Source organism: Mucilaginibacter sp. JRF (assembly GCF_015223065.1).
Lineage (GTDB): Bacteria > Bacteroidota > Bacteroidia > Sphingobacteriales > Sphingobacteriaceae > Mucilaginibacter.
Genome location: NZ_JADFBY010000009.1, coordinates 140,182 through 163,822, shown reverse-complemented (window position 1 = coordinate 163,822; position 23,641 = coordinate 140,182). Strand labels below are relative to the sequence as shown.

16 protein-coding genes are annotated in these 23,641 nt (G+C 44.9%); all 16 read right to left on the bottom strand.

Features of this window, described 5'->3' with window-relative positions; translation table 11 throughout:
* Positions 1–28: 28 nt before the first annotated feature.
* The 16 genes from IM792_RS18435 to IM792_RS18360 all read right to left on the bottom strand — a co-directional run bounded on the left by IM792_RS18435 (position 29) and on the right by IM792_RS18360 (position 23,634).
* On the bottom strand, positions 29–2,467 hold the full coding sequence (locus IM792_RS18435; RefSeq protein WP_194103376.1) for an outer membrane beta-barrel family protein: 2,439 nt from the start codon (positions 2,465–2,467) through the stop codon (positions 29–31).
* Between the two features lie 35 nt (positions 2,468–2,502).
* Complete coding sequence (locus tag IM792_RS18430) at positions 2,503–3,636, bottom strand: PepSY-associated TM helix domain-containing protein (protein ID WP_194103375.1); 1,134 nt, start codon at positions 3,634–3,636, stop codon at positions 2,503–2,505.
* 16 nt (positions 3,637–3,652) lie between these two features.
* A complete protein-coding gene (locus tag IM792_RS18425; RefSeq protein ID WP_194103374.1) occupies positions 3,653–4,894 on the bottom strand; it encodes a hypothetical protein in 1,242 nt (413 codons plus the stop codon).
* 75 nt (positions 4,895–4,969) lie between these two features.
* Positions 4,970–7,297 carry a TonB-dependent receptor gene (locus IM792_RS18420; protein ID WP_194103373.1) on the bottom strand — a complete coding sequence of 776 codons (2,328 nt, stop codon included), beginning with the start codon at positions 7,295–7,297 and terminating at the stop codon, positions 4,970–4,972.
* Positions 7,298–7,391: 94 nt separating this feature from the next.
* Positions 7,392–8,606 carry a hypothetical protein gene (locus tag IM792_RS18415; protein WP_194103372.1) on the bottom strand — a complete coding sequence of 405 codons (1,215 nt, stop codon included), beginning with the start codon at positions 8,604–8,606 and terminating at the stop codon, positions 7,392–7,394.
* 14 nt (positions 8,607–8,620) lie between these two features.
* Positions 8,621–9,265, bottom strand: a complete 645-nt coding sequence (locus IM792_RS18410) for a hypothetical protein (protein ID WP_194103371.1) — start codon at positions 9,263–9,265, stop codon at positions 8,621–8,623.
* 91 nt (positions 9,266–9,356) lie between these two features.
* Positions 9,357–9,902 carry an RNA polymerase sigma-70 factor gene (locus IM792_RS18405; protein ID WP_228085256.1) on the bottom strand — a complete coding sequence of 182 codons (546 nt, stop codon included), beginning with the start codon at positions 9,900–9,902 and terminating at the stop codon, positions 9,357–9,359.
* A gap of 62 nt (positions 9,903–9,964) precedes the next feature.
* On the bottom strand, positions 9,965–11,263 hold the full coding sequence (locus tag IM792_RS18400) for an ATP-binding protein (RefSeq protein ID WP_194103370.1): 1,299 nt from the start codon (positions 11,261–11,263) through the stop codon (positions 9,965–9,967).
* Positions 11,247–12,620, bottom strand: coding sequence for a sigma-54 dependent transcriptional regulator (locus tag IM792_RS18395; protein WP_194103369.1), 1,374 nt, complete (start codon positions 12,618–12,620; stop codon positions 11,247–11,249). Before IM792_RS18395 ends, IM792_RS18400 begins: the two co-directional genes overlap by 17 nt.
* Positions 12,621–12,642: 22 nt before the next feature.
* Positions 12,643–13,827 (bottom strand): ABC transporter permease, encoded by a 1,185-nt coding sequence (locus IM792_RS18390; protein WP_194103368.1) that lies wholly within the window; start codon positions 13,825–13,827, stop codon positions 12,643–12,645.
* Positions 13,828–13,856: 29 nt separating this feature from the next.
* Positions 13,857–15,086: an ABC transporter permease gene (locus tag IM792_RS18385; protein WP_194103367.1), complete on the bottom strand. Its 1,230-nt coding sequence runs from the start codon at positions 15,084–15,086 to the stop codon at positions 13,857–13,859.
* 23 nt (positions 15,087–15,109) lie between these two features.
* Positions 15,110–15,778: an ABC transporter ATP-binding protein gene (locus IM792_RS18380; protein ID WP_347343827.1), complete on the bottom strand. Its 669-nt coding sequence runs from the start codon at positions 15,776–15,778 to the stop codon at positions 15,110–15,112.
* A 15-nt stretch (positions 15,779–15,793) separates the two neighbouring features.
* Entirely contained in the window at positions 15,794–17,254 is a 1,461-nt protein-coding gene (locus tag IM792_RS18375) for a TolC family protein (protein WP_194103366.1), read from the bottom strand.
* Between the two features lie 5 nt (positions 17,255–17,259).
* Positions 17,260–18,504 (bottom strand): HlyD family efflux transporter periplasmic adaptor subunit, encoded by a 1,245-nt coding sequence (locus IM792_RS18370; protein WP_194103365.1) that lies wholly within the window; start codon positions 18,502–18,504, stop codon positions 17,260–17,262.
* A 172-nt stretch (positions 18,505–18,676) separates the two neighbouring features.
* Entirely contained in the window at positions 18,677–21,154 is a 2,478-nt protein-coding gene (locus tag IM792_RS18365) for an alpha-L-rhamnosidase C-terminal domain-containing protein (RefSeq protein WP_194103364.1), read from the bottom strand.
* Positions 21,151–23,634, bottom strand: coding sequence for a hypothetical protein (locus IM792_RS18360; protein ID WP_194103363.1), 2,484 nt, complete (start codon positions 23,632–23,634; stop codon positions 21,151–21,153). The genes IM792_RS18365 and IM792_RS18360 overlap by 4 nt, the downstream gene beginning before the upstream one ends.
* Positions 23,635–23,641 lie beyond the last annotated feature (7 nt).

Genomic DNA, 23,641 nt, shown 5'->3' with positions numbered 1-23,641 from the left:
CATACATTGAGCTCAGCTTGGTTATAAGCTACCCTTTTGCCTGCCCTTTCACATCATCATTCTGTATCTTCTTGCTTTCGGTTTGTTTAAATAGTTTGCCAAACTCCCAGCCCACGGTAAGCTTAATGGTTTGGTTATACTCCCGGTTGAGGCTGCTGCCGTAAAATGAGCTGCTGCGCACTACCTCGGTTTGCTGTACTGCTTTGGTGAACGGGTTTATGGTTGCCAATGTAAGCGTTATTTTTTGCGCGGTTATTTCCTTCTTGGCGGCAAAGGTGTAATAATAGTTACGTGTTTCGTAACCCTGTAAGGTAATGGTGCGAGTGTTGTATGTACCAAACGCCTGTAACGACAAATTTCGCGGCAACTTGTAGGTAGTGTTCACATTAAACTCCGAACCCCAGCCATTGCTGATGATCTGCAAGACAGTGCTCTTAAAATCGAGCTTGGTAACGTTGATATTGGTGTTAAAGCCCCATTTTTTGTTGATAGGTATTGATGCTGACATATTTAACCCGAACTGCCTGTTAGCCGCCAGGTTTTGCTTACTGGTTACTGATATGCCATCGGCACCCACCGTGGTTATATCCTCAATGGAATTATTGGTTTGCTTCCAAAAGATAGCCGGGTTGAATGATAACCCTGAATTGAGCGAAATACTGTATGATAGCTCTGCCTGGTGCGCCATCTCAGGGTCTAACTGCGGGTTGCCGGTAACTATATTTTTAGGATCGCTGGCATTGGCGTTAGGGTTCAGATCCCAGATGTAGGGACGTGTTAAACGCTTGGTATAACTCAAGCTCAGTGTTTGGGCGTCGCTCAGTTTTTTTGATACCGTGGCCGTAGGTACAATGTTGGTGAAGTTTTTAGAGAACGAATTGCCTCCGGATATAAAATCGCCCTTAAGAAAAGTACCCTCCACCCTTGCGCCGGTTTCGGCATACCAGTTGCCCGGGAAGTTGAATTTGAATATCATGTATCCGGCTACAACATCCTGCTTATAATCAAAAATATTGGTACGGTCGGCAATAGGTTCCAGCACATCCGGCTGCGATTCGCTGCTGCCCGCCACATTATAATTGTTGCTTACCTTACGGCTTATCACCTTGGCACCACCCTCAAAACTGTATTTATTACTGTTGCCAATGGGTTGCAGATAATCAGCCTGAAAGGTCCATTCACGGTTATTAGTGAGGCTGTTGTTCAGCTCGCGGTACAACAGGGCATTATCAGTTGATGTTTGGTTAGAGTTATAGCGCGAGTTATCTCTCGAGGGCGACATCTGTGCCAGCAAAGTAACCTCCTGCCCCGGCTTTTTAAACTTGTGGGTATAACCTATGTTGATATCGGCACCAAGATACTTGCCCTGACTATTGATAACCTGGTTATACATTTCGGCCACCTCACCATTGGGCAATGTAACCTTGCTGTTCAGCCTGCTGTTATCGGGCCAGTTACCAAACCACGATGTTACGCCGAAGCTTATCTGGTTCAGGCTATCTGCGGCATAATCAACCGTTACACTGGCCGAGCCATGTGGCGCAACGTTCTCCTCTACAATGTGCTGATCTAATACGGATGTAGTACTACCGCCATCCATATTCACACGCTGGTAATCATTTACCGATTTCATGCGCAAACGGTGCAGGTGAGCGTTGGCATTAATGTTCCATTTTTTATTGGCTACCGCTATACGTGGGTTTAAAACCTGCTCCCAGTTACTTACCGCCGCCTCAAGCGAACCGCTGAACTGTTTGTTACCTTTTTTAGTGATGATATTGATCACACCCGCCGCTCCCTCGGCATCGTACTTGGCCGATGGTGTGGTGATCACCTCTACCGACTGGATGACATCAGCAGGCATCATATTCAAGGCATCGGCAGGGCTGCGCGCCATTTGGCCGGAGTATTTGCCATCAACCAGTATTTTGATATTGCCACTGCCACGCATGCTTACATTACCGCGGGCATCAACACTTAAAACCGGGGCTTTGCGTAGCACATCGGCAGCGGTTCCTCCTTTGTTTGAGGGGTCGTTACCGGCATTATATATCAGCATACCGGGCCTTTGTACCAGCAGCTTTTTAGCAGCGAGTATTTGTACCTCGTCCAGATTTTTAACATCGGGCGATAGTTTAATATCCTTAATGTTCAGTATTTGTTGTTGCGTAAGCAGCACTGTAAGCTCCTGCTCGGCATAGCCTACAAATGAATATACTATACGTATTTTTCCTGCTTTTTTTACTGATAGCTTGTACGCACCACCCGCGTTGGTATAGCCCGATGCCAATGCGACACCGGCGTCATTAAATACACTTACGGTAATAAAATCGAGCGGTTTCCGCGTTACCGAATCAATAACCCGCCCCACAATGGCCGGCGCCTGCGCCGCTTGCTGGGCAAATGATGAATGAACTACAAAAAAAAACAGAACAGCAAAAAATACTTTGATAGATAGTTTGAACATAAGGTATATTATAGGATGGGATAAAATTGTTGATATTATCCGACAGATGCTAATTGCCTGCGATTTTTAACCTTTGGCGCAGATTTTTTTTTACGCCTTCCCCACCAGATCAGGAAACCGGTAATTGGTAAACTTGCCGATATTAAGCTGGCAATAAAATAAATTATCTTGGTGGTAATGCCACCTATTTCGCCTACATGCAGGCCATAGTTGGCCCGGTTTATCCAGTCGGCAAGCGCCAGATCGCGCATGCGGCCGTTGCCACCACCTGGTATAGGCTTAAGCGTAGCCTGATCGAGCGCTACATCGCGCCAGGTACCTTTGTACATATCGACGGTTAGGTATATTGGGTCTGATGCCTTTTCGGGAATGCCAACAATAATGCTTTTTTTATCATGCTCGCCAATTTGGGTGATGCCTATGCGCCAGGCCTTATCAACCTGCCTGTACTGGTTGGCCAACTCAACATTCACACTGTCTGATCGTACTTCAACCCTTTCATGCTCCACTCCACCGGTAAGTATGAATACCACATCGCCAAACCAACGAAAACTCATCATTAAACCGGTAAATGCCAACACTAAAGCTACTAACAAACTATAAAAGCCGAATACGTTGTGCAAATCGTAATTAACGCGTTTAAACTTAGCTTTCCACTTTACCTTAAAGCTTTGTTCAACAGCGCGTTTATTCCATTTTTTTGGCCACCATAAAACAAGCCCGCTTACCAGCAAGATGAAGAAAATAGCCGTTCCCCAGCCGGTTACCTGGTGCCCTATCTTTTCAGGCAACCACAGGTAATAGTGCCCCTCTTTAACAAAATCAAAAAATTCACTATCGCCTTTAATGGCAACTACTTTAGCTGTGTAAGGATTAACATAGATCTGCGAATCGGGCCTGACGGATATTGATACCGAATGATCTTCGCCATGGTACCATACCGTGCCCAGTTTTTTATCGGGTAAAGCCTTTTTAGCTGTCTGGTACAATACCGATGGCGGAAGCATTTCCCTCCCGGCTGCATCTACATGCAACCAGGGGGAAGTTAGGCTTCTCAGTTCAGGTTCAAATACCAATATACAGCCGGTTAAGCCTAATACGAACACCACTATGCCCGAAAACAGACCAAACCACAGGTGCACCCAGGCATTAATTTTTTTGAACATCATTTACTGATCGGGTGCTTTATTTCCATTTATCTAAACGCAGCAATATGTCATAACCGGCACCAAAGGTCGCGCCCTTGGTCAGCTTGTCCGTAGCCGGGTCATACTCCCAGATAGCGCCGTTTGAGTTTGCGCCGTTAACCAGTAAGTATGCTTTGCCATCCTCTACAATTACAGCTTGTACATATATCTGTCCCTTATCAGTAGGCAGATCAAATTTCTTAACCACAGCGCCGGTTTGCACATTGATCAGGGCGAAGTTGCTATCCCAGTTATAGTAAAAATCAGCATTCGAGCGATCAGCGGGAATACGACCGCGCACTATAGCCTGGCCATTGCCAATGTACCACATGGCCTGCACTGTGTTGCCGCCAGCTTTGGCCGAGTAATCAAAATTGTAAGTGTTATCTAACACCTCGGTACCGCTTTTTATACGGTAAATAAGCGAAGCGCCATCATAATCCCAGCCACCTTCGGGCACGGTAGCAAAGTACAGGTCGCCGTTCTCGTCAACAAACGAGTATGGGTTGTAGCGGGTTGGGCCGCCCGGCCATCTTGATTTACTATCTTCCAACAAGGTTGAAACGGTCATGGACGGATAGTTTACCGCGGCAACCAAAACTTTAGGGTACGATGGTGTTGGCCAGTTAGCATGCAGATAGCCGTAACCAATAAATATTTTACCTGAGCGATACTCAGCAAAGCCTACACCTATACGGGTATAAGCCGCATCGGTTGGGGCGGTGGTGTTGATCTCGCCACCGGTTGATGCTAATGTGGTAGCATTGATGATAGCGTAACGTATCTTGGTTTGATCGGTATTGGTACCAAAAACTACCAGCGTGTTATCATCAGCCCAAATGTGCGATGAAAAACCTGACATCTGTGTAAACGGCACCTCACGGTCGGTAACCAGCAAATCGTTAGCGATGTGGTATCGACCTAAACGACCGTTATCACCATTGTAATAGTAATAATACCCGTTGCGCTGTATAAAACCCTGATCCTGTGCTATGGCCGACATGTTTACGCCTTTGCCCTTCAAATCAATAGTACCCTCTTTAAGGCTCGATAAACCCGCTATGTAATAAGTGGTGTTAGGCCAGGCGCCAACCATCATCAGCGCGCCATACTTTATCTCGCCGGTATCGGTGTTGGTTGTTGGCGCATCATCACTTTTTTTGCAGGCAGTAAAGCTTATGGCCGTGGCTATAGCTAAAGCCAAACCAACGGTAAACGTTTTTTTGAATTTATTGAACATGATTATTTAATGTGTTTTATTAGTTGATTATTTAATGAAGTACCTAAGCTTTACCGCTACCGACCGGCCGGGCTTTTACAGTTTATAGTTATCGTAATTCAGGTTATCGGTAAGGTTGCGGCACTCTAACGATACATTGTAGCGGCCTTTATCGCGGGCGTAAGTTATAACCGCGTTATGTATGTATTGCGTAGGGATAATTAAATTGCCCTGAATATTACCCTGCGATTTCCAGTACAGGTAAAACTCATCTACGTATTGCGTATACCAGTTAAATTGCAGGGAGGCATCCTTATTTAAAAAGTTGTTTTTGCGGATGGTGACATCGGCATTAGCAAAAAACCGTGGCTGATTAGGGATCGGGTCCTGGTAAGTAACCTCGGGTGTGGTTGCACCGGCCGTAGTAAACCTGGTATTGTTGATGGAGTTTACATAGCTGCCGTTGAGTGTGAATGAAAGGAAATCTTTATAGTTGTACCTCATTTCGGCCTCAATACCATCAACCTTAACACTGCTTAAGTTGGCGTAGCGGTTATACCTCGCGTCAAAAAATATGTAATCGCTAACGTTTCTGTTAAAGTACGACCCTTCAACAAACACGCGGTGCTTATTTATGCCGATACCATAGTAGGCACCCACATTAATGTTGTTGGCATGCTCGGGTTTAAGATCAAGGTTAGGCGTGCTCCTGATGCCGCCATCGCCAAACATCTCCTCGGTTTCCTGTAATCGGTAAGTGTATTCATAGGATGCTTTTACACCTAAGTTCTCCAATATTTTGTAACGGGTTGTGGCACCATAGCCAAAGTAGCCCTTGTTATTATCAATATCCCTGTAAACCGGTCTGCCGTTAGCATCGTAGCTGGCCATTTGGCTTTGCTTGGTGTTAAGGCTATAGTACTTACCAAAAAAGGTATTCAGCCACCTACCATCCAACAGGTTTTGCTGATACGACAATCCTGCTATCTGCTTACCAAGCGTGCTTGGTATCGAATCGCGATCATATTTAAGTGTATTGTAGCTCTCATTCCTTACACGGTCAAAGGTATAGTTCAGGTTAAAGGAGTGGATCTCATTCAACTCGTAAGTTAAATTAGCACGTATGTATGTTCGCGGGCGCGAGATACTCAAGTTTGTTTTTTCGCCCCCCATTTCGGCCGCGCCACTTGGCGGAATGATATAGGTTCCATCCCACGAGTACTGGCGTACCAGGGTATCAATTGTGCGCGATTTATCTGACGAATGCGAACCGAATAAAGTTAAGTTAAGTCCTTTGGTTAAAAGGTTATCCTTACGATACCGTACCGAAGTATTAAAGGCATTCATTTCGCGTGTTACGCCGCCGTATACCTTGTCCTGAAATACGCCTGTTTGTATATCTTTATCGCCATCACTTAATGATGCGCTTACAAAAAACGCATCGGCCCAGCTTTTGTTAACCACACCTAATTCCAATTGACCCATGCGCGCGCTGTACTTATCGTGAAAACGCCTGCGGTCGCGTTTTACATAGCCACTATCGGCCCCGTTACCAATGGCATCATACACCTCCACCCCTTTCACCATGTAGTTATTGTTGGAGTAGTTGTAAAAACCGCTGGCCTTAAGTACCAGGCCCGATGAACCCAGCTTGTATTGCGCCGTTAACGCTGCGCGGTTAGTATTCCACGAACCGAGGCTGTAGCTGGCATCAAGGTAATTGGTAATATTTTGGTTGGTGGTAATGTTTACCGCGCCACCCAGGGCATCGGCACCAAGGCTAACCGGCACTACGCCTTTGTAAACTTCAATCTGCTCGGCAAGGTTAACCGGAATGTTATTAAGGGTCATGGCGCTGCCCATAACATCGGCAGGTATACCATCAATAAAATATTTGATTGACCGGCCCGATAAGCCCGTAACCGAAAAATTAAAGTTGGAGCCCATACCGCCATCCTCACGTATCCTGATACCGGCGGTGCGGTTAAGCACCTGGTTAATATCGGCCGTGGTATTGGCATACTGGCGGGCATCAATAGCGTTAACATTAAAGCCGCTCTCTTTAAGTTCGCGTACCTTAGTTTTTCCGCTTACCTGCACATCAGCCAGTTGGCGTTGGTTTGATTGTAGTTTAAAGTTAACGCTAAGCTTATCGCCGGCTTTAACGTTAACCTCACGCGTTTGGGTTACCATACCCATGTAGCTTACCTGTAACGAGTAGCTGCCCGGCTGCAAGGCCTTAATTTCATACCGGCCATTAACATCAGTAACAGCGCCTTTATTTAGCTGGATTATGGATACCGTAGCGCCTACAATAACATCAGTACTATCTTTAACCTGACCGCTTACTGAGCCGGTTTGCGCAAACGCCGAAAGGGAAATACAGGATAATGAAAAAAGGAGTAAAAGTTTACTTACAGACATCACTTTGATTAGGGTGTTTTTACTGTAAGTAGCGCAACAGGCGCGCAACCGAAGGTGCGAGAGCGAAAAAAATTAAAAAATTATTAGCAGTAGCTTATAACCTATCCATCCGCAATATATAATCGGTATGGCCGGTTAGTTGCAGGCCTTTTTTGGTTTCGCCGGTTTTTATATCATATATCCATATAAAATCGCCCTGTTTATCAGAGTTAATGGATATGTAGGCTTTATCACCTTCAACTATAACGCATTCGCGACGGGTGCCCTTATCAAGCGGCAGGTTGATTTTTGTGGCGGTTTGCTCAGCCAGATCGAGCACGTAGAATTCAAAATGCGCGGCGCTGTAATGGTCGTTAAGGTCATGGTAGAGATCCTTACGCTCACTACGTACGATAGCTTTGCCTTTACTCAGGTACCATAAGCCATAAGCATGGTTATTAATAACCGAGGCCGATAGGTTAAAAAAGTATTTTTTATCGGGAGCCAGCTCGCCCTTTTTTATCCTGAAAACACCGGTAGGCACATCGGGCCGGTTGCCGAGGGCTATGCCGGGGCAGGTCATGAAATAGAAATCGCCATGCTCATCATAAAACGTGTACGATTGTACGTTGTTCACCCCCGCCGGGTAGGTTGAGCGTGTATCTTTATCGGTATTTAATAAACCCGATGTTATGCTCACCAGGCTGGTGTACATGGTATCGCTGGTGGTATAGCTTGTAGTACCAACAGGCTTGTGATAGGTATAGCCTATAACCAAATTACTATCCAAAGGCTCGGCAAACCCTACAGACATATTGTTAAAGCCATTGCCCGGATGCGGAATATCCAGCTTTCCGGTGGAGATCACCTTCATACTATCGGTATTTATCAAAGAATAAACCACCTGTGTAAATGATGGAGCCTGCAAGCCTATAATCTGCAAAGTATCCTTACCCATCCACCTGAAGTTCTCTATCGAAAAATGGGGCATGGCAACCGAGTCTACTTTTTGGAATACTTTGCCGCTTACCTTGTATTTAATGAACTGATCGTTTTTAAAACCCATATGGTAATAAAAATTATCCTTTACGATTATATCGCGCGATACCTGGTGAATATCCAATGGTGTACCTTGCTTTTCAGGATCGATAGTGCCGCCGGTAAGGCTATCACACTGCACAATATATTCGGCATTGTTCTTCAGCCTTATGTAGAGGCTGTATTTATGCGGGGCGCTACCATCTGCCTTGTTGCTTTGCTGGCTACAAGCCTGTAAAAGCGTTAATATGGAGATAGTTATAATAAGGCAGACCTTACGGCTCAGAAACATACAGTGGTGAAATATCAGATATTAAATTCAGTGATTATTCGTTTTTGCAAAACAGGCGGCATATCCATCAGGTTACGTTCGTTTACAATGGTAACCTGGCCATCGCCATGCTGTTCATCTAACAGAATATAGGTTTCGCCCGATTTAAAGGTTTCCTTTTGCGGATACGTGCCGAATGAAAATTCAATATCGCGCTGTGGCTTAATGATCATACTGCCTGTAAAGTGGATCACCCCTTCGCGGTTATCAATACGTGCCGATGTACCCGGCCCAACCGAAAGCTGGTATTCATCATTATTAACATGCCTTACCTCAAGCGCTGTACTATTATCAACCTCAATTGAGGCCGCCATGCGATTATTTTTTTTATGCGATGATCTGCCTATCAGAAATACACACAGGGCAAGCACAATGCATGCCGCTCCCGCTTTAAGCCAGAGTGATATAACGGGCGTGTTGTTTTTTATATTCTCCGGAGGGAGTGTTTGTTCAATACCCACCCATATTGCCTGCTTATGCTGGTCGGCCTGCTCGTTGGCGGGCAGGTCGGGCACATCGTCGCTCTCATCATCAAGCAGCCACGCCTCTACAGCGGCAGCTTCCTCGGGAGTGCATTCATCACGATGATATTTTTCTATGAGTTGTTTATTAACTTTCATAAACCGACTGGCAACGCCTGTGCATTACAAACTTAATTAAAATATAAGTAGCATAATAAGGGCTTTACCGTAAGTGATGATGATTTTTTTATTACAAAAATGCCGAAAGGCTCATTTTTAGTACCCCAAGTGCCTTTGTAATATGATATTCAACCGCCCTTTCACTTATTAATAGCTGCTCGGCAATGTCGCGGTTGCTCAGGCCCTGCTCACGGCTTAGCTTGTAAACCCTTTTGCATTGGGGTGGCAGCGTATCAACCAAAGTATTTACCTGGCTTTTAAGTTCGTTGTAAAGCACTTGTTGTTCGGTACAGTTAACGGTGGTGTTAACTGTTTGCATTTTTATATCGAGATGTTTTTGCTGGTTTACCTTGTTACGTATGTACTCAAAGGTTTTTAGCTTGGCTGCGCGTACAAGGTATCTGCCGGCATCAGTTAACTGCAACTCATCACGTCGTTCCCATAACGATCTGAATATATCCTGAACCAACTCACGGGCGGCTTCGCTATCGCGCAAATTGTTATAACATATGGCGTAAACCTTGCTCCAATGCTCCTCATACAATTGCTCAAAAGTTTGCCTGTTTATGTTTAAGGCAATACTTTCAGCTTTAAGTATGTTGTTATGTGGCGGCAAAATATATGATTTGCCGGCAAATATAATTATTTAGATTAATTATAAATAAAGGAATTGCTTTATTAAAAGTTTATGCAAAAGGTAGCCCCACCACCCACTATACCTTTCAATGAAAAAGCCAAACCATGCCCGGTCAATATTTCACGTACAAGCGTTAGCCCAATACCCTGACCATCTTTTTTAGTGCTAAAAAACGGGGTAAACAATAAGGCACTTTCTTCATCGGTAATACCGTGCCCGTTATCGCTTATGGTTAATGATCTGTTTATTTGATCTAAGTTGATGTGAACTTGGCCGTTATTACCAATAGATTCAAAAGCGTTTTTAATGATATTGACGAATGCCTGCTCCAGCAATTGCTCATCAGCATGGATAAAAAACGGCATTCCGGGTTGATTGTACTCAATAATAATCTGTCTGTCTTTCGCGGGCAGTTCCATCAATGTAATTACATTATACAGCAGTTTACCAAGGTCTGTTTTATCCTTACGCGGTTCGGGCAGTTTCACCAGATCGGCAAAATTGCGCATAAAGGTGTTGAGGTTATAGTTGCGTGACATGGCCACATCAAGCGCTTCACGCAAGGTTGCGGTATCGGCATCTTGCCACAAGGTATCAGTACTTAATGCTGATTGCAGTATGGAATTTACAGGCCCGATGGTGTTGTTCACTTCATGCGCCATCATGCGGATCACCTTGCCATAGGCATTCTTCTCGGCGGCTATTATTTCGGCCGTCATTTCTTCCATCATCACAAAATGTCGGGGGAAGCCCCTGTCGATAAAATGCGAACGTTGCAGTTTAACGGTAACATGACCAATCAGTTTGAGGGTTTTGGTTTCGCCGGTTTTTAATGATGCTATCTGATTAAAAACATCGCCCTCCAGCTCGTTCACCTTGCGCTTAACAACCTGATTTTCATCCAACTGAAGCAGTTGTAACGCCTTGGGATTTACCTGTTGTATGTTATTATCAAAATCAAGAATAATGATACCTGTTGGCGAAGTATTGATGAGTTTCTCCAGAAAAAAATGTTGCTGCTCCTGAATGGTGCGTTCGGTGCGCAAACGGGCTATCATCTGGTTATACACACCTATCATTTGGTCAACCTCGTGCTTACCGGTGGATAAAAATTCCACGTTAAAATCCTGATCTTTAATAGCCTCTATGCCCGACATCAGGAACTTTAATGGCTGTATCAGCTGGCGGTATAAATTCCAGGCTATTAATACGGATACGATGACCAGTGCTTCGCACAAAATAAAATACAGCCTGTTATCCTTAAAAATATAAAAAGTAAGCAGCAGCGTAAGCACATGCAATATGCTTACAAACAGGATGTATTTAGTCCTCAGCCTCATCGTATGGTATATTGTATTTATCGAGCCGCCTGTATAGCGAGCTGCGTGTAAGCCCCAGCGACCGGGCTGCCTTACCCACCTTATTTTGGTGATACTCCATAGCCTTCCTGATCATTTGTACCTCCATCTGCTCCAAGGTAACATCGCCTACATCTGGCAAGCGGGTATTGCCTTTTTTAACAGGCGCGGCTTCAACCTGCGCCCTGATCACGTCAACATCCAGCTGATCACTTTTGCTTACTAAAACCGCCCGCTCAACAATATTTTTTAACTGGCGGATGTTGCCCGGCAATGGCAATTGTTGCAACCACTTTATAGCCGCGGGTGTAACTGTTAGCTGTGGCCGGTTATATATCTGTTTAAGATTGCTTACAAAAAAATCGACCAGCAGTGGTATATCTTCTGGCCGTTCGCGCAAGGCGGGTAAGTTTATTGTTATAAGATTGATTCGGTATAACAGATCCTCGCGAAAACTGCCGGAGCCTACCATATCGTGCAGGTTTTTATTGGTGGCACATACTACACGCACATCTACCGTTTTGGTACGGCTGCTGCCTAAAACCTCGTAAGTTCTATCCTGCAAAACACGCAACAGCTTTACCTGGCTACCTGCATCCAGATCGCCTATCTCATCTAAAAATATGGTACCCTTGTTGGCCAGCTCAAAACGACCGGTACGATCAAACCGGGCATCGGTAAATGCGCCCCTGATATGGCCAAACATTTCACTCTCAAACAGCGAAGTAGCTATGCCGCCCAGGTTCACTTTTATAAAGGGCTTATTACCGCGCGCGCTGTTTTGGTGTATTGCCTCGGCTATCAACTCCTTGCCTGTACCGCTTTCGCCCATAATAAGCACCGATGCATCAGTTGACGCGACGCGGCCTATGGTATCCAATATCTCGAGCATTTTTTCATCCTGCCCAATGATGTGCTTAAAATTGTAACGGTTATCCAGCTCCTTACGGGTATGGTTACGGCCGGGCTTACCGTTAAGCTCTAACAGGGTTTTAACTGATTGCAGTAGGTGGTCGTTATTCCAGGGTTTGTTTATAAAATCATTAGCACCTGTTTTCATTCCCCTTACGGCAAGCTCAATACTCCCCCACCCGGTTATTAATATTACAGGCAGCGATGGATCGATCTCCCTGATGCTCCGCAACAGTTCGATCCCTTCATCGCCGGAGGTATCAATAGAAAAATTAAGATCGAGTATAACCAGTTTGGGCCGCTCTTTTTTTACTATCAGCAAGCCTTCAGCCGGGGTAGCAGCCGCCTGCACATTGTACCGCTCGCTTTTTAAAAGCAGCAGTAACGATGTGCGCACGGCTATATCATCATCAATGATCAATATCATACGTATGGGCTAAGGTCGCAAATTATTCTTCGTGCAGGGCAACTGCCGGGTAAATATTGGCCGCCTGCCTGCCCGGATACAACGCGCAAACAAATACCAGTAAATAAATAAACACAACAGCCATAAGCAGGGCAATGACATATACCATGGCCGGCAGATCAAATACATTGAGCAACGGAAACTGCGCCGCGAAAAAGGAACCTATCAGCAAGGATAAGGTAGCCAATATAAGCGACTCGGCAACTAACTGGCCAGATACTGAATTGCCCGACGCGCCAATGGCACGGCGCAAACCTATCTCGCCACGGCGTTTGTTAATGTTATACCACAATACGCCAAACAAACCGAGGGCTACATTTATAATCAAAAACGCCGCTATTATTGATAGTATGATGAGCGGTACAAGGGTAAACTTATTAGTACTGCTAAGCTTATCGTCCAGATGTTCTATTTCAATATTTGAATTTTTGAGCGCGTTGGCCATGGTTTTGTACAATTTGCCCTCAAAGGCGGCATCGGCACCGGGTTTTACCTTTACCAGCATGTTGCCTACCCATTTACGGTACGATGTATCAATACGCTCGAACATACCGTATTTTGCAGGCTGGTAATCGCCAAAATTCTTCATATCATCAACAACACCTATCACCCGGCGACCATCCTTACTGTTGTTGCCATCAATATATTTACCTATAGCGCTGCCGCTGCCAAACACATCATCCTTTAGTTTTTTGTTGATGACGATAACTCGCTCCTTACCTGCTCCATCAGCTTTTCTGTACCAGCGCCCTTCAATTAAATTGCCGCCAAGGGTTTTCAAGTAATCATCATCAACCCGGTAATTATTCACCCCGAAGTATTGTTTACCCTTATAGGTGATGCCATTGTTCATCATCGATGTAGAGTACGGAAAATTAGCGCTTGTATAGCTGGCCTCAATCACACCGGGCAAAGCCTGTATATTTTGCTTAAGCGACGAGTAGAACATCTCAAGCGAATCGGCATTCTCAGTTTTCAGGGTATTGCTGTAATTGATCACCCACACATTTTCATACTTTATATTCATGGGGGCCATGTAGTTTTTATAAGCATACACCCCGAAGGAAAATACCCCAAAAATTACCATGAACGATATAAATATTTCGGAGAGCAATAAAAAGTTCTGTTTCTTTTTATTCCATATCAGTTTAAACAAATGCTTTATCATTTTATGTACAGATTAAGGTTGATCAATTATTACGATTTTAAAGCTGTTACCACATTGAGCCTCGACATACGCCATGCGGGATATACACCCGATAAGAAACCAAAGAACAGGCAGATCAGTAACGCGAAACCCAATACCGTAAAATTAATGGTGAGGTTAAGATTAGCTATCAGCTGCGCATTGTTAATGAGTTGTATGCTGATAAAAGAAAGTACAATACCTATAGTGCCACCAATAAATGTGAGGATGATGTTCTCGACAATAAACTGGTAAACCAGCGTTCGCGACGAAGCCCCGAATGCCTTGCGTACCCCGATCTCCGACGAGCGCTCCATGATACGGGTTATATTGATGTTAACCAGGTTAAGGGTTGGCAGCAACGTAACCAGTAAGGCAAAACAAGTTAGCGCGGTTAGCGCGTACACCATTCCCGATTTGTTTTCGTTACCCGAACGTACGTAGCTATCAATATACGGGTCGGCAAATACATTGAGGTGATCCCACTGCTTTATATCAGGTATGGGTATTTTTTTAGCCATCTGGTTAAACTCACGCTGCATTTTGGCAACATCATTAACTGTTGGGGCAAGCAGAATGGCGGTGTAAATACCCATGTAGCCGGTATCGTTAAAGTTGGCATTTGATACCGTGTAAGGCAAATAAATATCGCTGTAAAAATTATAGCTGGTTATGGGTACAGCTTTTATAACACCACTAATACGGTACTTTACATTATCGGCCTCAATATATTTACCAACCACAGGCGCATCATCATTACCAAAGTATTGCTTTTTAATATCCTCAGTTATAATGGTAACACGCTCGGCATTATCTATTTGCTGTTTGGTGAAAGGTTTGCCCTCTATAAAATCAAACTCCAATATATCCCAATAATCGGCATTGGTATATTTATAGTTGATGGCTATCTTTTTATCATTAATATAAGTATTGGTACCCTGCCAGTTAGATGATATAGCCAGCTTAACCGGCGTTTTAATACTGCCGATAAAGTGCTTTATAAAGTAATAGGATAAACCGCCACCATTCATGGCATCCTTGCCCCGCAGTTCAAGCTTGGTTACGTATAATGATCTGTCGCGCTTTTTATCCGGATAAGTATCATTAACTACCTTGTCAATAAAAGCGGTGGCGACCATTAAAATAGTAATGGTAAAGCTGATACCAAACAGACTTACAAAGGTGAAGAACTTGCGCCTCTTTAATACGGCTATGGCTATTTTAAAATAATTCTTTAGCATGATGTTCTTTTTTAAGGTGTGCGTTATTGAACCTGTGAACCATCAAATAACCTTACCAAACGGTGCGTTTTGCGGGCCATATTTTCATCGTGTGTAACCATTACAATGGTGGTACCATCATTTTGATTAAGGCCGGTAAGTATGTCCATTATCTCGTTACCCATCACACTATCCAGGTTACCGGTAGGCTCATCGGCCAAAATTATTTCGGGCCGCCCCACAATAGCACGGGCAATTGCCACACGCTGCCTTTGCCCACCCGATAGTTGAGTTGGAAAGTGTTTCATCCTGTTGCTTAGTCCTACCTTCTCAAGTGCCTCGGCAGCCAGCTCGCGGCGTTGCTTCGCTGTGGTATCGCGATATAACAGAGGCAGCTCCACGTTATCGATCACTTGCAGATCATTGATCAAATGATAGCTTTGAAATATAAAACCAAGCTTTTTATTGCGAAAACCTGCCAGCTGCTTATCATTCATGTTATGGGTTTGCTGGTTGCTTATGCTGATGTTGCCTTTTGACGGAACATCAAGCAAACCCATAATATTAAGCAGCGTACTTTTACCGCAGCCCGATGGCCCCATGATAGACAGGAACTCGCCTTTGGCCACATCAAGACTTATATTATTTAGCGCCAGTGTTTGGATGGTATCGGTACGATATACCTTTTCAATGTTTTGTAAAGAGATCATCATGATTGAATTTACTATTTAATAGGTTATTTTTTGTTTTTTCTCAAAGTCGTATAACGACAGGTAACGGAGCTGATAATATGCTCCCCAGAAATCGCGCAGGGCATTAACATAGTCGCGTTTGGCCTGGTCATTTTCCTGGAAAGCGATGCTCAGATCAGTAATACTCAAATTACCCAGTACGTATCGCTCACGCGCTATGTGATATTTTTCGCCTGCTATGCTATCGGCCTCGGCGGTAAGAGATATTTGCTCCTTAAGCATATTAAAAAGGGTTACCTGCGTAAGTATTTCCTGCCTGAATATCTGCTTATCCTGCTCAACGGCATACTCGGTGAATTGCTGGTTGGCCTGTGCCGTTTTCACCCGCGATTTTGACCTGCCCCAATCCAGTATAGGTATGGCAAATTGCAATTGCAGGAGTTGTTGGTTTTGCGGCGAACGGTATACCCCCGCAATACTGCGCGCGCTGTTTGAATAACCCAGATTAGCCGTTAACGTAGCAACCAAACCGCTTTGCCCTCTGGCTTTGGCAACATCCCGTTTAGCCTCGGCCAGCCGCCGTACAAAAGCAACAGCGTCTGACCGGTTTGCAAAAGCTTCGCTGAGTACACGCTCGGCATCAACCTCCATGCGGCTTATTACCTGCGGCATACTGAGCGCGAGCTGGGTATCGCCCTCTAAACCAATGTAGCTGCGCAGGGTAAGTGTAGCTATCTCAATATTACGCCTCGCCACCCCTACCGATTTACGGGCGTTCAGTAACTCCAGTTGTAACTGCAATAGTTCGTTCTTTGAGGTTTTGCCCAGTTCAAAACGGGTGTTGGCAATGCGCAATATCCGCTCGGTATTGGTCAGGTTGGTTTCGGCTACCCGGAGGCTCACCTGCGCTAATAGCAGATCGAAAAAATAACCTTCAACCGTAACTGCTATCTGCTCCTGCGCTTCAATAAAGGCCTGTGTACTTTCTTTATACTTCAGCGGCTCTATCCTTTTATCCCACTTCAGGCTGTTGTATTGAAACAAGGGCTGACTATAGCCGATGGCATACGGAACACCATTATACAACACGTTATTTCTGTCAAAATCCGAGAAACGTTGCAGCTCGGTAGTACCGTAAACCGTACCGCCGGTAGCGGTGATGCTCTGGCTAAAATCCATCGTTAGTGATGAATTATCGTTATGTATCTGCTGGAATAATATGGAGCCATCGGGCTGTAATACCTGCGTGGTAGTTTTACTGTAGCCGGGCAAATTACCGCTTAATGATAGCTGTGGCTGGTAGTTTGATTTATAACTGCGCCACTCCCAGTATTTGGTTTCCTTTTCGGATATGGCCTGCTTGGCGGCTATGGAATTCTTTTTAGCCAGATCAATAACTTCCGTCAGCGTAAGCCTGATGGTATCTGCCGGAGCATGGCAAAATGCCGGGGCAGTGATAAGCAGCAAAATAAAGGCAGGTAAGTATTTGATATTCATGGCGCTTAATCCTTTATCTGTATTTCCCTGGCATTTTTATACTCACTCATATCTGAGGTGATCACCACCTCGCCGGGTTTAAGGCCATCCACTATTTCTACATAATCAAAATTGCTCATGCCCAGGGTTACCGTGCGGCGTATGGCTTTGTCTTTGCTCAGCACAAAAACATCCTGTTTGCCAATACCTTTTAGGGCCGCGCCGTTGGGCAGACGCATAACATTACTGTGCGCGGCAGTAACCAGGTAGGTTTCAACCTTCATGTTGGGGCGCAATTGTTTGTTACGCTCATCAAGCTGTACATCAAAACTTACTATACCATTTTGTACCGATGGATAAACATTGGCCACATGCCCACGCATGGGTGCATCATTAACCCTGATGATGACCGGCATACCCGCACGCAACTGATCGAGGTAATTATCACTAATAGTGCCCGATACCTTAAAGCTACCCAGATCGGCAATGCGCACCAGCACATCGCCCTCGTGTACGGCAGCGCCAATATTTTTATTGATGTAGGTTATTACTCCTTCGCGGGTAGCTGACACATCGGCTAACTTGAGTTTGCGTTGCAGTTCGGTCAAATCATTTTGCTGAATAGCGGCTGCAATTTCAGCCTCTTTTACCTCAACCTGCATGGTTTGCTGCTTGCTCCTGATCTCGTTTTCCAGCTGCTTTTTTTCAAGCAGGGCTACTTTCAGGTCGAGCTCCGCCTGTTCTATATCCTCGCGGGTGCCGCCACCGGCCTTGAACAGGCGCTTAGCATTTTCAACAGCATCCTGCAAACTACTGATGCGCAGTTGCTTTATGGAATTGCTTGATTGTATATCGAAAAAGCTTTTATTAAGATCAAGCTTGAGTTTTTTGATCTCATTACGTTTTGTTTCGAGCTGAAACTGAAGTTTGATAAACTCATTTTCGGTAGCCGATTTATCGAGCACTAAAATAGCCTGCCCTGCTTTTACCTTTTTGCCCGCATCCATCAGGGCGGTTTTTATGGCCGCATTAACCGGGCTGGTTATCACTTCTTCAAACTCGGGCAATACCTCGCCATTGGCGCTGATGGTATTCTCGATGTTGCCTAAACCAACAACACCGGTTGTGAACTCGGCACGGTGCATGGTAGAGCTGAAAATACTGCGCACCCACCATACGCTTAAAACCAGCAGCGCAATGGCTGCTGATAGTATTATGATCCTGCTTTTCTTCTTTTTTTGAATGACGCTCGCGTCAATAACGGTATCCATATTATTGTGATATGATCTGACCGTTTGTTTGCAAGCAACATACCAAACTTAAAAATCTGATTTACATATAATTACATATTTAAGAAAAGCGAAAAATATCCGATATCGGACAAAATGTGCGGTTGGGGACAAAATTTACAAATGAAATATACCGGACATTCAATGCCGGGCATCAATCTTCATCAAAAAACAAACCGCTCAACACGGGGTTGGTTCCACGCACCATGTTGATCCGGAATTTTGCCGACCGGTTATAAGCAAATGTCAGGTAAGCACCTCCTGTGGCATCCTTAACCACCTTTACCGGGGCGATCAGATCAGACGTAGATGCATCAAACATTTCTACAGCGATCTGCCGTTGGTTATGATCCCAATCCAAAACATATAACGATACTTTGTAGGCATGCTCCTCTTTAAGCGCGATGGTTGTTGTAAAAGTATAACCTATCTGGTCACCATCCGCGGCGTACAAGCAGGCGGCGGTTCTTGGAAAAGTATTCCCCTTATCAGGCGCAAGCGCGCGCTTATCATCAGTACCGGCCTGCCAAACTACGTTGCGGGGCTGTTTATCGGCGCCGAATTTGTAATAAGAAATCGACGACACATAGGATGGCAATACCGCTCTGTCGCGTCCGTTACCTTCGTAGTTACACAGCACATAACCGTCCTTACCATACACCCCACCCCAATTACCACCGGTTTTGTTATCTATACCCAAAAACTTAGCTGCGTAGCGGGTTGGCTGCTCGGTATATTTAGGAGTGGTACCACTATATACCACACGTATTTTATAATGGCCGGGCTTAACACCGTTAAGTAGAATATGTTCAGCACTCTCGTTAGCGCCGTTTATACCTGCTAATAAGTGATACTTACCATCCCAAACCACTTTGCCATTTATTGTGATGTGTTTGATGTTCTTTTCCACCTTGGGTATGCCTATACGCCCTGTTGTACCGTTAGGCACCGTTACATTGCAAATACCTGTTTTGGTATTAAAATCAGCACTGATAACACCATGCAAGGTTGGTGTTTTGCCGGAAACAGCTGTAAGTGTACGACCTAAATGTGGCAGGATATCGAAAGTAGTAAATCCGGGCGAAGTAGGTTTGATGCCTAAAACTTCTTCACTCAACCATTTGGTTACTCCTGCACCCCAGGGATGGCATAGACTGGTAAAACCGCATTGATTGGCAGGCACAGTACCGTTTATGCCAACCACCTCGTTCCATGACGGGCGGTAATCCTCAAAAAAAGTAGTGCCGCCATAGGTTATCTGCCCTCCCCAAAGATCACGTATTGAACTCAACGCGTCATCATACTTTTGCATGCCGGCAAAGGCCTTGATCACAAAATACTGGTTAAATGGCGAGTATGATATTCGGTTAACCTTATCTGTAAAACTCTTTTTGTAAAGTGCATCCCGTTCATTCTGATTCAGTAAGCCTGTGTTCACAGCATCCGCACCGGCATGTAATCCAAAATCGCCGTACCATTTGTCACCCTGCCTTTCCGCTTGTATTTTCTCCCGGGCATAACCCTGATATTTTTGCTGCAAATGCTTTTCGCCCAAGGCAGCCATAACCTCTGAGAACTCCTGCCAGGCCCTGATCGATAACATTTTATAGGCATTTTGCGATTCATCAACATCCGGATGCTCAAAGCCCGCGCCCAGGCGTTCATCCCAGCCATAAAACAATAAATTGGGTTTTGTGCCGTAAACGCGGTACGCATCATCCAACTTGTCGGTAGTATTGGCAATATAGTCGCGTAATACAGAGGCATCACCCGTGTAGCGATAATAATCAACCAAACTTAGCACCCAATACAAGGCGTAACTACGTATACCATTGCTCTGGGTTGAGGTGTGAGCCAGATTCATTTTCACAAAATCATAATTACCAAAAGCCACCATTGATGCTGCCTGCGCCGGGTGTGCATCGCCAGTCCACGAAAAGCGGTCGCCACGGTTCATTAGTATAGCACCTAAGTAATCCTTAAGCAGATTAAGCTTTACTGTATAGGCACCGGTGTACCAGATACGCGTGAGCATGGTATCGCTACAGGCAAAACTGCCCTGGTAATTGGTTGGCCTTACCTGGCAAACCAGGCGCACTTTGGTAATGTGCCATGTTTTAGAGAATGACCGTATCTGTATCCAGCCATACCGTACGCCTTCATACAATTCAGGGTTAAGTTCCAGCCGGTAAGTGTTGCCGTATTTTTTAGGAACCATTGTTTTGGTAGGGTAACTGGCCGCGTAGGTTGGCGGCTGATCATATTCACTGATGGTCATTTCTACCGTGCCGCTCAAATCCGGACTATCAAATTCCAGCCAGCCAGCATTGGTTTGCCCAAAATCAAAACGGATATAGCCCTCGCCATTAATAACTATTGGTTTACCTTGCTTAAAGCCTTTGATATTAATAGCACGAGGATCAAACACTACAACATTGCGAGGCTGTAAAGTATAACACTCCAAACCATCACTAATTTTTGGATCGGCCCAGCTATAGCCAAATATCGGGTCGGGCGAGAATGGATTTTTTATGCCGGTTTTTACCGCCGTAATTGGTGGGTATGGGTCTATCTGCGCGGTAGCATGAACCGCCAAAAACATCAGCAATAGGAATATAGCTCTTGTGCTCATAAAATGGAGATAGTAGTAGGTGCTTTGATGGATGCCTTTAGCGACAAAATACCTTCGTTATTCGCTGTTAGCACCTGCTGACTTTTGTTGATGGTTACCTGATGTTTTGAATTTGCTTTCAGCCCCGGCAAGGTTAGCAGATAATTACCCGGAGTATTTATTGAGCATGATTTACGTTCGTCATCCCAATTGATAATGTTCAAAGCTATTTTCTTAGCGCGATCAGTACTAACCTCCAAAGAAACTGCATCCCGGTTATGGTGGTAATACTTCAAAACATCACCCGATCTGGCCGCGCCAAATGCCGCTGAACTTTTGATAGAAAAATCACGGGTATTTAATGCATAACTGCCAACACTTAAACTCACTTTATAATCCGTATCGCGCAGTTTGTAGGTAAACTCTGTACCGTTTAAACCTGTACTCATATTGGGTTCAAGCCCCATCCGGTTCCACTTAGGCCTGATGCCGTATATATCGCGGTACAAACCGGTAATGGTGGTGCATATACCAGCTAAAATATCATCCCCCTGCCCCAGCTGTGTTGTGCGGCTATAGCGTTGCGATGACAGGCCATCCTTTTTGTATTGCGCCAGCAGGTTATGGATATATTTGAGGGCTATACTTTTATCGTAAGTTACATAAGCCCGTACGCCCAAATATCCCCATGTCGGAAAAATATCGCCGTTCTCATATTTAGGGAAAGGCCAGTTACCCGGCGATACTTCGGCCTGTTTAAAGGAATCGAAACATAACGGCCAGTGAAACAATTTTTCAGCCACCGTGCGTTGTTCTATCTGCTCAAGTACCTGGGCAACGCGCGCCTTATCATCGCATAAGCCAAAGGCAATGGCAGCAAAATTAACAGGGGTAACTAAATTATCGCCATGTACCGAGCCATCATTATCGCGCCAGTAAACGTATTGCTTTTTTTCAGGCGACCAGAATCCACCCTCAGCAATAGGCTTATTAAAGGCCGACTTTAAGCGCGCGGCAACAGTAGTATAGTAATCAGCCTTATCGGTATTGCCCAATACCTTTTCGCAATTTGCCCATAAATTTAAGGCCTCATATAGCTGCGCGTTCACAAACGCGTTCTCATAACTTGCCCAAACAATATCCAGCCAGTCGCTGGCTTTTTTTTCGGCAATGTTGTTATTCATCATCTCGAAAATGCCGTTATTATTCGCGTCGCGTTTTATCAGCCAATCCAGCGCTTTTTCACAACTTTTTTGGTGCGAGCGTAACCAGGTAATATCTCCGTTCAGATCAAACTGTTCGGCGGCGTTGATCACGTAACCCGTTTGCGAATCAATAGTATAACCCCACATGGCCTCATAATAACCGGTTTGTGGGTTGTAGGTGCCCTTGATCTCGTCGCCCGGAGCATTGTGCCAGCGTGACAGAACCCTGCCATCCGGCAACATGGCCTGGTCACGTTCCTGATCTAATGTTGATGAAAAGTTACGGGTATAGTCAGGATCATTGAGTGCCATCCCTATCTGAGCAAAGAATGGCTCATGCAGGCATTTCCAGTTGGTTGTCCAACCGTTGGCACCAATGATATTATTATCAACCACACCATACCGGCCGGTGGTGTTCATCAATTCGCGCACGGCAATGGCATCTATCCCCGGTAATTTTCCTCTTGAGTATTGATCAGCATAATCTACGTATCGCAGTTCCAATTCCATCGTTGTAGCTCCTTTTTTTACATCGAAAGGCGCGAATACGTCGGCATGGCCATTAACAAATCGACTTAAGTTATAACGCTGCTTTAACACACTATCGGTTACTATTTGGGTAAAAGTAAACTCGTGGTTTTGACCGTGCGAGTATTTGGAGGCTAACTGCTGCTGCCCTTTTACTATCGGCCTGATGGCTAAACCATCGCCCGATGTTTCATTCCAAAAAGTTACACCACCGGTATGTACACCATAGGTATCGCCAACCGCGGCCAGATACTTGCACCACACCATGCCGCCGTTATCAAATATCCCAGCCTTCCAAACTGAGAGGTCAGCAAAATTCCAAACCGGCATCGCGGCTTCCTGTAATGTAGCTTCATGATCATATTGACAGGTGATTATCCAGGATATCTTATTGCCTTTGAGGGTGAATTGCCATTGCTCGCCAACTTTTAACACTTGATCGCCAAAGGTAATCCCGCTGATGGTAACGGTTTGATCGGTGGTTTTAACCTGTAATTTATTCTGCGGATCAGCTGAAGCAAAGCTATTTGCATCAGTGCGTACAGCGCTGAATACACCTGAATTGGCTAAGGTGTTTTTGCCCTTTACATTCAGTTGTGTGATGCGACAGCCGTGAGCATAATCAATCAATAAAGACAAGCTTTTATCAGGCGTGCTGATAATGATGGTTTTAGCTGCCGCGTTATGATGAATACCTCCACAGGCATAGCCAGCCTGCCAACCTGATAGCGATAAAACAAGAATCAGAAACTTAAAAACTTTTTTCATTCTCCCC

Bases quoted from the DNA above. Each gene is read 5' to 3' on its own strand.
- IM792_RS18435 (WP_194103376.1), bottom strand. From the start codon at position 2,467: ATGTTCAAACTATCTATCAAAGTATTTTTTGCTGTTCTGTTTTTTTTT.
- IM792_RS18430 (WP_194103375.1), bottom strand. From the start codon at position 3,636: ATGATGTTCAAAAAAATTAATGCCTGGGTGCACCTGTGGTTTGGTCTG.
- IM792_RS18425 (WP_194103374.1), bottom strand. From the start codon at position 4,894: ATGTTCAATAAATTCAAAAAAACGTTTACCGTTGGTTTGGCTTTAGCT.
- IM792_RS18420 (WP_194103373.1), bottom strand. From the start codon at position 7,297: ATGTCTGTAAGTAAACTTTTACTCCTTTTTTCATTATCCTGTATTTCC.
- IM792_RS18415 (WP_194103372.1), bottom strand. From the start codon at position 8,606: ATGTTTCTGAGCCGTAAGGTCTGCCTTATTATAACTATCTCCATATTA.
- IM792_RS18410 (WP_194103371.1), bottom strand. From the start codon at position 9,265: ATGAAAGTTAATAAACAACTCATAGAAAAATATCATCGTGATGAATGC.
- IM792_RS18400 (WP_194103370.1), bottom strand. From the start codon at position 11,263: ATGAGGCTGAGGACTAAATACATCCTGTTTGTAAGCATATTGCATGTG.
- IM792_RS18395 (WP_194103369.1), bottom strand. From the start codon at position 12,620: ATGATATTGATCATTGATGATGATATAGCCGTGCGCACATCGTTACTG.
- IM792_RS18390 (WP_194103368.1), bottom strand. From the start codon at position 13,827: ATGATAAAGCATTTGTTTAAACTGATATGGAATAAAAAGAAACAGAAC.
- IM792_RS18385 (WP_194103367.1), bottom strand. From the start codon at position 15,086: ATGCTAAAGAATTATTTTAAAATAGCCATAGCCGTATTAAAGAGGCGC.
- IM792_RS18380 (WP_347343827.1), bottom strand. From the start codon at position 15,778: ATGATGATCTCTTTACAAAACATTGAAAAGGTATATCGTACCGATACC.
- IM792_RS18375 (WP_194103366.1), bottom strand. From the start codon at position 17,254: ATGAATATCAAATACTTACCTGCCTTTATTTTGCTGCTTATCACTGCC.
- IM792_RS18370 (WP_194103365.1), bottom strand. From the start codon at position 18,504: ATGGATACCGTTATTGACGCGAGCGTCATTCAAAAAAAGAAGAAAAGC.
- IM792_RS18365 (WP_194103364.1), bottom strand. From the start codon at position 21,154: ATGAGCACAAGAGCTATATTCCTATTGCTGATGTTTTTGGCGGTTCAT.
- IM792_RS18360 (WP_194103363.1), bottom strand. From the start codon at position 23,634: ATGAAAAAAGTTTTTAAGTTTCTGATTCTTGTTTTATCGCTATCAGGT.